Origin of the sequence: Pseudomonas abietaniphila (assembly GCF_900100795.1) — a bacterium.
GTDB classification, from domain to species: Bacteria; Pseudomonadota; Gammaproteobacteria; order Pseudomonadales; family Pseudomonadaceae; genus Aquipseudomonas; species Aquipseudomonas abietaniphila.
Map to the genome: position 1 here is coordinate 50,490 of NZ_FNCO01000019.1, position 10,670 is coordinate 61,159.

The following is a 10,670-nucleotide window of genomic DNA, read 5'->3' on the forward strand; positions in this document are numbered from 1 at the left end:
CCCGTGCTGTCTCGGGAGTTCGAGGGCTGGCCGATGCGCGTGAAGTTGTGGCTCGAACACCCGCTTCTCGGGGTAGACTGGCGGCCCACAGGCATATGCCACTAATCCCGTTGATCCACGACCACCGAGGTCGCGTACAGGAGAGCACGCAGCATGTTGAAGATCTGGGGCCGCAAGAATTCGTCCAACGTCCGCAAAGCGTTGTGGGTCGCTGAGGAGTTAGGGCTGGAATACGAGTCGATCAACGCAGGCGGTGCGTTTGGGCTCAACCATCAGCCTGAGTACCTGGCCAAAAACCCCAACGGTGTGGTGCCGATGATCGAAGACGGCGACTTCGTGCTGTGGGAGTCCAACGCCATCGTCCGATACCTGGTGGCTCAGTACGCGCCGGATTCCGCCCTTTGCCCGGCCAGCCCTCAAGCGCGGGCCCAGCAGGACAAATGGATGGACTGGACCACCTCGACGTTTGCCGCGCCGTTCAAAACCGTGTTCTGGGGTGTGTTGCGCACGCCGCCCGAGCAGCAGAACTGGGCGCAGATCCATGCGGCGAAGGCCACCCTGGAAGGCCTGTTGCGCATCGTCGACAACACACTGGCGGATCAGCCTTACCTGTCGGGCGAGGCGTTCGGGGCGGGCGATATTCCCCTCGGCAGCTTTATCTATGCCTGGTTCGAAATGCCAATTGAACGCATGGACCTGCCCCACCTCAAAGCCTGGTACGAGCGTTTGAAGCAGCGTCCGGCCTATCGGACCGCTGTGATGACCGCGCTCACCTGACGCTGACAGCGTTAGATTAATAACTACTATCAATAGACTTCGCTGTACTTGCGCGGCGTCGGCAAGCAACATTGCCGAGTGCGCCGCGTCTGCAACAGTTTGTTTCAGAAGTAGACGTTTTTCGGCACCGAGACCGGTGTGGCGATCACGTTTTTGTATTCGGTTCTTTCTCCCTTTTCCTTTTATTGGTGTGTTTTCAGTCATGAGTTCAGCTCTGTCCATCCGGCAGCTAACCAAGACCTACGGCAACGGTTTCCAGGCCCTGAAGGGTATCGATCTGGACGTCGCCGAGGGTGATTTCTTCGCGTTGCTCGGCCCTAACGGTGCCGGCAAATCCACCACCATCGGCATCATCTCCACCCTGGTCAACAAGACCACGGGCACGGTGAACATCTTCGGCCACGACCTTGATCGCAATCCGGCGCAACTCAAGCGCTCGATCGGTGTGGTGCCGCAGGAGTTCAACTTCAATCAGTTCGAAAAGACCTTCGACATCGTGGTGACCCAGGCCGGTTACTACGGCATCCCGCCGAAGATCGCCAAGGAACGCGCCGAGCATTACCTGACGCAGTTGGGGCTGTGGGACAAACGCAGCGTGCCATCGCGTTCGCTGTCGGGCGGCATGAAGCGTCGTCTGATGATTGCCCGCGCGCTGATCCACGAGCCGCGCCTGTTGATCCTCGACGAACCGACGGCGGGCGTCGACATCGAGCTGCGTCGTTCGATGTGGACCTTTCTCACCGAGCTGAACCAGAAAGGCATCACCATCATCCTCACCACGCATTACCTGGAAGAGGCTGAGCAGCTGTGCCGTAACATCGGCATCATCGACCACGGCACCATCATCGAAAACACCGGCATGAAGACGCTGCTGAACAAGCTGCACGTCGAGACCTTCCTGCTGGACCTCAAAGACCCGATGCAAGCTGCGCCGCAGCTGGCCGGTTACCCGTCGCGGTTGGTGGACAGTCACACGCTGGAAGTGCAGGTCGATAAAACCATCGGTATCACGGCGCTGTTCGGTCAACTGGCGTTGCAGAACGTTCAGGTGCTGAGCCTGCGCAATAAAACCAATCGCCTCGAGGAATTGTTCGTGGGTCTGGTCGAAAAAAATCTGTCGAAGGTGGCGGTATGAGTTCGGAGCTGCGCCCCAACCTGGTCGCGATGAACACCATTGTCTATCGCGAAGTCCGTCGCTTCATGCGCATCTGGCCGCAGACGCTTCTGCCGCCAGCGATCACCATGGTCCTGTACTTCGTGATCTTCGGGAACCTCATCGGTCGCCAGATCGGCGACATGGGTGGGTTTACCTACATGCAGTACATCGTGCCGGGCCTGATCATGATGTCGGTGATCACCAACTCCTACGGCAACGTCGTTTCCAGCTTCTTCGGCGCGAAGTTTCAGCGTTCGATTGAAGAACTGATGGTCTCGCCGGTTTCGCCGCACACCATCCTGATCGGTTTCACCCTGGGCGGCATGCTGCGCGGGTTGATGGTGGGCTTCATCGTCACCCTCCTGTCGATGTTCTTCACCGACCTGCAGGTGCACCATCTGGGTGTGACGATTTTGGTCGTGGTGCTGACGGCGACGATTTTCTCGCTGCTGGGTTTCATCAACGCCGTTTTTGCACGCAATTTCGATGACATCTCGATCATCCCGACCTTCGTGCTGACGCCGCTGACCTACCTGGGCGGGGTGTTCTACTCGATCAACCTGTTGCCGCCGTTCTGGCAGACCGTTTCGCTGGCCAACCCGGTGCTGCACATGGTCAACGCGTTCCGTTTCGGGATTCTGGGTGTGTCGGACATCAAGATCAGCATCGCCCTGACGTTCATGGTCGTGGCGACCATCGTCCTGTACCTGGGCTGTGCGCGGTTGCTGGTGAGTGGTCGCGGGATGCGCCAGTAAACCAATAGTTTTACCGGGTAGGCTCGCTCCTGTGGGGGCGAGCCTGGTCTGGGCGGCATTCCGACGAAGGGCCCGGTACATCTGTCACATTAACGGTGCCAGCCAATCCGCCTTCGCGAGCAAGCTCGCTCCCACAGTAGTTTTTCCCTGCGTTCATCCTAGCGACGCTTTGCCCTACGCCGCCTCCACTGCCGCCCGACCCACCACCGCCAATACGCCATCGTTCCGAAATACCCCGCCACGCCCACCACCACGCCTGCCACCACCGACCCCAGCAAAAACGGCTGCCACAACGTCGACAGCTGCCCACTGATCCAGTCCCAGCTCATCTCGTCCGGAAAACTGTGCGGCGGCAAACCCATCAGCAGGGCGCCGATCTTGTAAGTGCAGTAGAACACCGGCGGCATGGTCAGCGGGTTGGTCAGCCAGCACAGGCTGACGGCAATCGGCAGATTGGCGCGCACCCGAATCGCCAGGACCGCCGCCAGCAACATCTGCAGGGGCATCGGCATCAACGCGGCGAACAAGCCGATGCCCATGGCCCTCGCGACCGAGTGCCGATTCAGGTGCCAAAGGTTGGGGTCATGCAGCAGACGGCCAAGAAAGCGTAAGGATTTGTGTTCCCGGATGCTGTTCGGATCGGGCATATATCGCTTGATCAGGTGGCGTGGCATACGGGATTCCGGGGGGTGGGCGGGAAAACTCGGGCAAGTATGCATGGATAGTGACGGATGGAAATTCAGACATTGTGACAATTAATAAATGCGCGCCGCGGTCAGTGCGCTAAGTCATTGAGGGTGAATTTCATCTGTCGACAAGGAAAGCCTCATGCGCACAGGGATGCTGGCGCTTGCACTGGGACTGCTCGTCCTGCGTTTTTTACCGGCATTACCGCCGGTCTGGTTGATGCTGGCGATGCCCGTCATCGCCCTGATGCTGTTGCCGTTTCGCACGTATCCGCTGGCGTTCTTCCTTTTTGGAGTGACATGGGCCTGCGTGTCGGCCAAATCTGCGCTGGACGATCGACTGCCCGAGCGCCTCGATGGCCAGACGCTCTGGCTGGAGGGTAAGGTCGTCGGCTTGCCGAACACCGTTGATGGGGTGGTGCGGTTTCAGCTGGACGATCCGGTTTCTCGCCGAACACCGTTGCCCGGGCAGCTGCGCATTGCCTGGTACGGCGGCCCTGCCGTGCAAAGCGGCGAGTACTGGCGGCTGGCGGTGAAGCTCAAGCGGCCCGGCGGCCTGGCCAATCCCGGGGCGTTCGACTATCAGGCGTGGCTCTTGGCGCAGCGTATTGGCGCGACGGGCACCGTGGTGGATGGCCAGTTGCTCAGGGCGACGACCCACTCGTGGCGGGACACGATTCGTCAGCGCCTGCTGGCCGTGGAAGCTCAAGGTCGGCAGGGCGGTTTGGCCGCGCTGGTGCTGGGCGACGACTCAGGGTTGAGTCCAGCCGATTGGCAAGTGTTGCAAGACACTGGCACGGTCCATTTGCTGGTGATTTCCGGCACCCACATCGGTTTGCTGGCCGGGTTGCTGTATGGGCTGGTGGCGGGGCTCGCGCGATGGGGTTTTTGGCCGCGCTTTCTCCCTTGGTTGCCGTCGGCCTGCGTGCTTGCCTTGAGTGGCGCACTGGCCTATGGGTATCTGGCAGGCTTCGAGGTTCCTGTGCAGCGAGCCTGCGTGATGCTCGGGCTGGTGTTGCTGTGGCGGTTGCGCTTTCGGCACCTGGGGGCGAGTTGGCCGATGCTCATCGCGTTGAATCTGGTGCTGATCGTCGAGCCGTTGATCAGCCTGCGTCCAGGGTTTTGGTTGTCGTTCGTGGCCGTTGGCATTTTGATGATGATCTTTGGCGGACGGCTGGGCGCCTGGCGTTGGTTGCAGAGCTGGTCCCGGGCGCAGTGGCTGATCGCCCTCGGGCTCTTGCCGGTCTTGCTGGCGCTGAGTCTGCCAGTCAGTGTGAGCGGTCCTGTGGTCAATCTGCTCGCGGTGCCGTGGGTCAGCATTTTTATCCTGCCTTTGGCGCTCTTCGGCACGTTCTTTCTGGCCGTTCCGTGGTTAGGCGAGAGTTTGCTCTGGCTGGCGGGCGGTTCGATGAACGCGTTGTTCGTGGTTCTGGCAATCGCGGCCGAGGCGGCCCCGGCATGGACGGGCCCTGCGACGCCGTTCTGGGTGTGGCCGTTGAGCCTGCTGGGCGCGCTGCTGCTTTTATTACCCAACGGCGTGCCATTGCGCGCGTTGGGTTGGCCTCTGTTGCTGCTCTGCGTGTTGGTCCCGCAGAAGCGTATTCCCCAAGGCGAAGTTGAAGTGCTGCAACTCGACGTCGGCCAAGGGCTGGCGATTCTGCTGCGCACCCGGGAACACACGCTGCTCTATGACGCCGGACCGCGCTTTGGCGAGTTCGACATCGGCGAGCGCGTGGTCTTGCCCGCCATTCGTCGTGCAGGCATAGGGCATCTGGACATGATGCTGCTCAGTCATGCCGACGCCGATCATGCCGGTGGCGCGCCGGCGATTCATCAGGCCTTGCCCGTGGGCAGGGTTCTGGCGGGCGACGCGGCCCGGATGCCGGCTGAGTTGCCTGTCGAGTCCTGCCGTAACGGTGAAACCTGGACATGGGACGATGTCACGTTTTCCACCTGGATCTGGGAGCAGGCGGCGCAGGGCAATCAGGCATCGTGCGTGCTGCGTGTCGATGCACGGGGCGAGCGTCTGTTGTTGACGGGGGACATCGACGTCCCCGCCGAGCGGGCGATGCTGGAGCAGGGCTTTGACGTTCGCGCGCACTGGCTGCAAGCGCCACATCACGGGAGCCGAAGTTCATCGTCCAAAGCGCTGCTGCAGGCGGTCTCTCCGAAGGGCGTGCTGATCTCCCGGGGCCGGAACAATGCGTTTGGTCATCCGCATCCCCTGGTGATGTCACGCTATCGCTGGTTCGGCATTGAAACGTATGACAGTGCCGAACTGGGTGCTATCACATTGCGATTAGGCAGGTTCGAAGGCGTTGACGCCGAACGTAGGGAAAGACGCTTCTGGCGTGAGTGAATGGTCGGATATTCATCGACGGGTTCGGCGAGCCGACTGCCCTATGTTAGAGTGGCGCCACTTTTTTTCAGGGGGTGGTCGCTGTGTGGGAGCTGGTCAAATCTGGTGGCTGGATGATGCTACCGATCATTCTGAGTTCCATCGCCGCCGTCGGAATCATCATCGAGCGTTTGTGGACCCTGCGCGCCAGCCGCATTACGCCACCGCACCTGCTCGGTCAGGTGTGGCGCTGGATTCAGGACAAACAACTGAGCAGCGACAAGCTCAAGGAACTGCGCGCCGATTCGCCGCTGGGTGAGATTCTCGCCGCCGGCCTGGCCAACTCCCGTCACGGTCGCGAGATCATGAAGGAGTGCATCGAGGAAGCCGCCGCCCGGGTGATTCACGAGCTGGAGCGTTACCTCGCCACGCTTGGCACCATCGCCGCCATGGCCCCGCTGCTGGGTCTGCTCGGCACCGTGTTGGGCATGATCGACATCTTCAGTTCGTTCACCAGCACCGGCATGACCGGCAACGCGGGCATGTTGGCCAGCGGTATCGCCAAGGCGCTGATCTGCACGGCGTCCGGCCTGACCGTTGCGATCCCGACCATCTTCTTCCACCGCTACCTGCAAAACCGCGTCGACGAGTTGGTGGTCGGCATGGAGCAGGAAGCGATCAAGCTGGTGGAAGTGGTGCAGGGCGACCGTGACGTGGACCTGACCGACGCCAAGCCTGACCTCAAGGCTGCCGCGCGCGGCGAGGGTCGCAAGAAGTGAAATTCCGCCGCCGCAAGCCTCGGGAGACCATCGACATCAATCTGGTGTCGCTGATCGACGTGGTGTTCATTCTGCTGCTGTTTTTCGTGGTCACCACGACCTTCACCCGCGAAACGCAGATGCGCGTGGACCTGCCGCAGTCGGTCACCGGCGCGTCGGCCGACGATGTCGACAAAAAACACGTCGATATCACGATCAACGCCGAAGGCACCTATTCGGTCAACAACACCCTGTTGGCCGACAGCAAACTGGACACCCTGATCGACGCCTTGCAGAAGGAGTCGGGCGGTGACACCAGCTTGCCGTTGTCCATCAGCGCTGACGGCAAGACGCCTCACCAGTCGGTCATCACCGCGATGGATGCCGCGGGCAAGCTGGGTTTCGCTCACTTGCGCATGACCACTGTCGAGGCCGCCTCGGCTAACTGATGGCACTCACCGATCGCTTGCTTGACGCATGGTACGAAGGCCATCCGGCGCTGACGCTGCTGCGTCCGCTCGAAGCCTTGTACCGCCGCGTCGTCAACAACAAACGCGCGCGTTTCGTGGCCGGGCAGGGCGACATCTACAAAGCCCCTGTGCCCGTGATCGTTGTCGGTAACATTACCGTCGGCGGCACCGGCAAGACGCCGCTGATTCTCTGGATGATCGATTACTGTCGTCGTCGTGGCCTGCGCGTGGGCGTGGTCAGCCGTGGTTATGGCGCCAGACCGCCGAGCCTTCCGTGGCGTGTCACCGCCCGGCAAAGTGCCGAGCAAGCGGGGGACGAGCCCTTGCTGATCGTCAAGCGCACCGGCGTGCCGCTGATGATCGACCCCGATCGTTCGCAGGCAGTGCGCGGATTGCTCGCAGAAGAACCGCTCGACCTGATTCTTTCCGACGATGGCCTGCAGCATTACCGGCTTGATCGGGATCTTGAGCTGGTCCTGATCGATGCCGCGCGGGGGCTGGGCAATCGCCGTTGCCTGCCTGCCGGTCCCTTGCGTGAGCCGGTCGAGCGTCTAGAGAGCGTTGACGCCTTGCTGTACAACGGCGCGAGCGAAGACCGTGACGACGGTTACGCCTTCAGATTGCAGCCCACTGCGCTGGTCAATCTGCTCAGCGGCGAGCATCGCCCCGTGGATCATTTTCCGGCCGGTCAGGCGTTGCACGCGGTGGCGGGTATCGGCAATCCGCAACGTTTCTTCAACACCCTCGAAGGACTACACTGGCGGCCTGTTCCACATGCGTTCGCCGATCACGCCGTGTTCAGTGCACAGGCGCTGGCGTTCACGCCGGTCCTGCCTTTGGTCATGACCGAAAAAGATGCCGTGAAATGTGCAGCCTTCGCGGCCCCCGACTGGTGGTACCTGGCCGTTGAAGCCGTGCCTTCTCCGGCCTTTGTCAGTTGGTTCGATTCGCAGTTAACCCGGCTTTTGCCATGACTCGCTCAGGATTTCTTATGGACACCAAATTGCTCGACATCCTCGCTTGCCCGATCTGCAAAGGTCCGCTCAAGCTCAGCGCCGACAAAACCGAGCTGATCAGCAAGGGCGCCGGCCTGGCTTACCCCATCCGCGACGGCATCCCGGTGATGCTGGAAAGCGAAGCACGCACCCTGACCACTGATGAGCGTCTGGACAAATGACCGCAGCGTTTACCGTTGTTATCCCTGCGCGTTACGGTTCGAGCCGTTTTCCGGGTAAACCGCTGAAAACCATCGCCGGCAAGCCCATGATCCAGCACGTCTGGGAGCAGGCGCGCAAAAGCAGCGCGGAGCGTGTCGTGGTCGCCACTGACGATCAGCGCATTGTCGACGCATGTCTGGCGTTCGGCGCCGAAGTACTGATGACACGCGACGATCACAATTCAGGCACCGACCGGCTGGCCGAAGTGGCCTCGCTGCTCGGGCTCGCCAACGATGCCATCGTGGTCAACGTTCAGGGCGACGAGCCGATGATCCCGCCCGCCGTGATCGATCAGGTCGCCGACAACCTCGCCGCGCACACAGAAGCGCGCATGTCGACGCTGGCTGAGCCTATCGACGATGTGGCTGCGCTGTTCAATCCGAACGTGGTCAAAGTCTGTTCCGACCTTAATGGCCTGGCGCTGACGTTCAGCCGTGCGCCGCTGCCCTGGGCGCGTGATGCACTGGCCAGGACGCGTGACGAACTCCCTGAAGGCGTGCCGTACCGCCGACACATCGGCATCTACGCCTACCGCGCCGGTTTCCTGCATGACTTCGTGAGTTGGGGCCCTTGCTGGCTGGAAAACACCGAAAACCTCGAACAGTTGCGAGCCTTGTGGCATGGCGTGCGGATTCACGTCGCTGATGCGGTGGAAGCGCCGCCCGCAGGCGTCGACACCGCCGAAGACCTGGAACGCGTCCGGCGTTTGCTGGAGGTTTGACGGTCATGGGGGGTAATGCTCAGGTGCTCTTCGGGCAGGTGGTTGCATGAGCCTGCAGATTCAATCCAACGTTTCGCTCAAACCGTTCAACACCTTTGGTGTCGATGTACGGGCTCGACTGTTTGCCGACGCTCATAACGACAGTGATGTCCGGGAGGCGCTGGCGTACTCGGCAGCGCACAAGGTTGAACTGCTGGTCATCGGCGGCGGCAGCAACCTGCTGTTGAGCGGGGATCTCGACGCGCTGGTGCTGCGCATGGCCAGCCGGGGCATTCGCATCACGCATGAAGACTGTGGCGCTGCGATCGTCGAGGCTGAAGCGGGAGAGCCCTGGCATCCGTTCGTTCAGGAGATGCTGGCGCGCGGTCTGTCGGGGGTGGAAAACCTCAGCCTCATCCCGGGCACGGTCGGTGCTGCACCGATGCAGAACATCGGCGCGTATGGCGTTGAACTGAAAGACGTGTTCCACAGCCTTGTGGCCCTGGATCGGGAAAGCGGTGAGCTGCGCGAGTTTTCCCTGGCGGACTGCGCGTTCGGTTACCGCGACAGCGTGTTCAAGCACCAGACCGGTCGCTGGTTGATTCTTCGGGTGCGCTTCAAGCTCAGCTTCGCCGCCCGATTACATCTGGATTACGGCCCGGTGCGTCAGCGTCTTCAGGAGCAGGGCATCCAGGCGCCGACGCCGATGCACGTCAGTCGGGCGATTTGTGAGATTCGCAGTGAAAAGCTGCCCGACCCGGCTGTGCTGGGCAATGCCGGGAGCTTCTTCAAGAATCCGATCGTTTGCGCTGAGCTCGCCGAGCGTATCAAGCAGACGCATCCGGGGCTGGTGGCGTATCCACAGCCTGACGGCCAGGTAAAGCTTGCGGCAGGCTGGCTCATTGAGCAGGCAGGCTGGAAAGGCTTTCGTGAAGGCGACGCGGGGGTTCATGCGCTGCAGTCGCTGGTGCTGGTCAACTACGGCTCGGCCTCGGGGCTGGACCTTCTGACCCTGGCGCAGCGGATTCAAGCCGACATCCTCGAACGTTTCGGTGTGACGCTGGAGATGGAACCCAACCTCTATTGAGGGTTGTTCCGCGTCCTCTCTCGTTTGTTTCAAAACCCATTACACTTCAGCCTTTCACGAGGCTGAAGTGATGGCGTGCCCTTTGCATTTCCGATGCGAGACACTTCAATTCGAGGTTACGCATGAGTGACACCGTGTGCGCCGTCGTCCTGGCGGCAGGACTTGGCAGCCGTTATCGGCAGATCGCCGGTGCCCATCGCAACAAATTGCTGGCGCAATGCACGGGCTATGACGGTATTGAGCGCTCGGTCTTAGAGCACGTGCTCGTGGGGCTCAAGCCTTTCGTCGACAAGATTGTGCTGCTGACCCGCCCTCAGTATTGCAGCGTCGCCGAACTGGGGTTGCAGTACGGCTGCGAGGTTGTGGTGCTGGAGTCCCCAGGCATGGGCGACAGCATTGCCGCGGCCGTAGCAGCAGAGCCTGATCATCGGGGCTGGTTGATTGTTCTTGGGGACATGCCGTTCATCCATGCGGATACCCTCAAGCGGGTGGTCAATTCGCTGGAGGACGACGCTATCAGTGTGCCTGTCCGAGAGGGCGCGTTCGGCCATCCTGTCGGGTTCGGACGAGGGTTCGGTCCCGCACTGAGGTCTCTGGCGGGGGAGAAGGGGGCCAAGCGGCTGTTTAAGGGCGCCAGGGTCATTGAGCTGTCGGTTGAAGATCCCGGTGTCCTTTGGGATGTGGACGTGCCTGCGGCGCTGGATTTCAAATCGTAGAAAACGGTGG

General features: G+C 61.3%; 12 protein-coding genes. 11 read left to right on the forward strand and 1 reads right to left on the reverse strand.

From position 1 onward, the window contains the following. The first annotated feature begins 153 nt into the window (after nucleotides 1-153). The 3 genes from BLS87_RS27645 to BLS87_RS27655 all read left to right on the forward strand — a co-directional run bounded on the left by BLS87_RS27645 (nucleotide 154) and on the right by BLS87_RS27655 (nucleotide 2,688). Nucleotides 154-777, forward strand: coding sequence for a glutathione S-transferase family protein (locus tag BLS87_RS27645; RefSeq protein WP_074757719.1), 624 nt, complete (start codon nucleotides 154-156; stop codon nucleotides 775-777). Nucleotides 778-979: 202 nt separating this feature from the next. Continuing rightward, nucleotides 980-1,912 (forward strand): ABC transporter ATP-binding protein, encoded by a 933-nt coding sequence (locus BLS87_RS27650; protein ID WP_074757721.1) that lies wholly within the window; start codon nucleotides 980-982, stop codon nucleotides 1,910-1,912. Then, nucleotides 1,909-2,688: an ABC transporter permease gene (locus BLS87_RS27655; RefSeq protein ID WP_074757723.1), complete on the forward strand. Its 780-nt coding sequence runs from the start codon at nucleotides 1,909-1,911 to the stop codon at nucleotides 2,686-2,688. The genes BLS87_RS27650 and BLS87_RS27655 overlap by 4 nt, the downstream gene beginning before the upstream one ends. Before the next feature lie 158 nt (nucleotides 2,689-2,846). On the opposite strand, the gene BLS87_RS27660 is transcribed toward BLS87_RS27655, so the two are convergent. Beyond that, on the reverse strand, nucleotides 2,847-3,362 hold the full coding sequence (locus tag BLS87_RS27660) for a DUF2062 domain-containing protein (protein ID WP_074757725.1): 516 nt from the start codon (nucleotides 3,360-3,362) through the stop codon (nucleotides 2,847-2,849). Nucleotides 3,363-3,516: 154 nt separating this feature from the next. Here BLS87_RS27660 and BLS87_RS27665 point away from each other — a divergent pair, with 154 nt between their 5' ends. The 8 genes from BLS87_RS27665 to BLS87_RS27700 all read left to right on the forward strand — a co-directional run bounded on the left by BLS87_RS27665 (nucleotide 3,517) and on the right by BLS87_RS27700 (nucleotide 10,660). Beyond that, the gene (locus BLS87_RS27665; protein ID WP_074757727.1) at nucleotides 3,517-5,733 is read left to right on the forward strand and encodes a DNA internalization-related competence protein ComEC/Rec2; all 2,217 of its coding nucleotides are present in this window, start codon (nucleotides 3,517-3,519) and stop codon (nucleotides 5,731-5,733) included. 83 nt (nucleotides 5,734-5,816) lie between these two features. Beyond that, entirely contained in the window at nucleotides 5,817-6,491 is a 675-nt protein-coding gene (locus BLS87_RS27670) for a MotA/TolQ/ExbB proton channel family protein (RefSeq protein WP_074757729.1), read from the forward strand. After that, nucleotides 6,488-6,919 (forward strand): ExbD/TolR family protein, encoded by a 432-nt coding sequence (locus BLS87_RS27675; RefSeq protein WP_074757731.1) that lies wholly within the window; start codon nucleotides 6,488-6,490, stop codon nucleotides 6,917-6,919. Before BLS87_RS27670 ends, BLS87_RS27675 begins: the two co-directional genes overlap by 4 nt. Continuing rightward, complete coding sequence (gene lpxK, locus BLS87_RS27680; protein ID WP_074757733.1) at nucleotides 6,919-7,914, forward strand: tetraacyldisaccharide 4'-kinase; 996 nt, start codon at nucleotides 6,919-6,921, stop codon at nucleotides 7,912-7,914. Before BLS87_RS27675 ends, lpxK begins: the two co-directional genes overlap by 1 nt. A 17-nt stretch (nucleotides 7,915-7,931) precedes the next feature. Then, nucleotides 7,932-8,117: a Trm112 family protein gene (locus BLS87_RS27685; RefSeq protein WP_003174668.1), complete on the forward strand. Its 186-nt coding sequence runs from the start codon at nucleotides 7,932-7,934 to the stop codon at nucleotides 8,115-8,117. After that, nucleotides 8,114-8,878, forward strand: coding sequence for a 3-deoxy-manno-octulosonate cytidylyltransferase (gene kdsB / locus BLS87_RS27690; protein ID WP_074757735.1), 765 nt, complete (start codon nucleotides 8,114-8,116; stop codon nucleotides 8,876-8,878). The genes BLS87_RS27685 and kdsB overlap by 4 nt, the downstream gene beginning before the upstream one ends. A gap of 46 nt (nucleotides 8,879-8,924) precedes the next feature. Further along, nucleotides 8,925-9,944, forward strand: a complete 1,020-nt coding sequence (murB, locus tag BLS87_RS27695) for a UDP-N-acetylmuramate dehydrogenase (protein ID WP_074757737.1) — start codon at nucleotides 8,925-8,927, stop codon at nucleotides 9,942-9,944. 122 nt (nucleotides 9,945-10,066) lie between these two features. After that, entirely contained in the window at nucleotides 10,067-10,660 is a 594-nt protein-coding gene (locus BLS87_RS27700) for a nucleotidyltransferase family protein (protein ID WP_074757739.1), read from the forward strand. Nucleotides 10,661-10,670: the final 10 nt, after the last annotated feature.

Excerpts from the sequence above, each read along its gene's own strand:
- BLS87_RS27645 (WP_074757719.1), top strand. The coding sequence starts at position 154 with ATGTTGAAGATCTGGGGCCGCAAGAATTCGTCCAACGTCCGCAAAGCG.
- BLS87_RS27650 (WP_074757721.1), top strand. The coding sequence starts at position 980 with ATGAGTTCAGCTCTGTCCATCCGGCAGCTAACCAAGACCTACGGCAAC.
- BLS87_RS27655 (WP_074757723.1), top strand. The coding sequence starts at position 1,909 with ATGAGTTCGGAGCTGCGCCCCAACCTGGTCGCGATGAACACCATTGTC.
- BLS87_RS27660 (WP_074757725.1), bottom strand. The coding sequence starts at position 3,362 with ATGCCACGCCACCTGATCAAGCGATATATGCCCGATCCGAACAGCATC.
- BLS87_RS27665 (WP_074757727.1), top strand. The coding sequence starts at position 3,517 with ATGCGCACAGGGATGCTGGCGCTTGCACTGGGACTGCTCGTCCTGCGT.
- lpxK (WP_074757733.1), top strand. The coding sequence starts at position 6,919 with ATGGCACTCACCGATCGCTTGCTTGACGCATGGTACGAAGGCCATCCG.
- BLS87_RS27685 (WP_003174668.1), top strand. The coding sequence starts at position 7,932 with ATGGACACCAAATTGCTCGACATCCTCGCTTGCCCGATCTGCAAAGGT.
- kdsB (WP_074757735.1), top strand. The coding sequence starts at position 8,114 with ATGACCGCAGCGTTTACCGTTGTTATCCCTGCGCGTTACGGTTCGAGC.
- murB (WP_074757737.1), top strand. The coding sequence starts at position 8,925 with ATGAGCCTGCAGATTCAATCCAACGTTTCGCTCAAACCGTTCAACACC.
- BLS87_RS27700 (WP_074757739.1), top strand. The coding sequence starts at position 10,067 with ATGAGTGACACCGTGTGCGCCGTCGTCCTGGCGGCAGGACTTGGCAGC.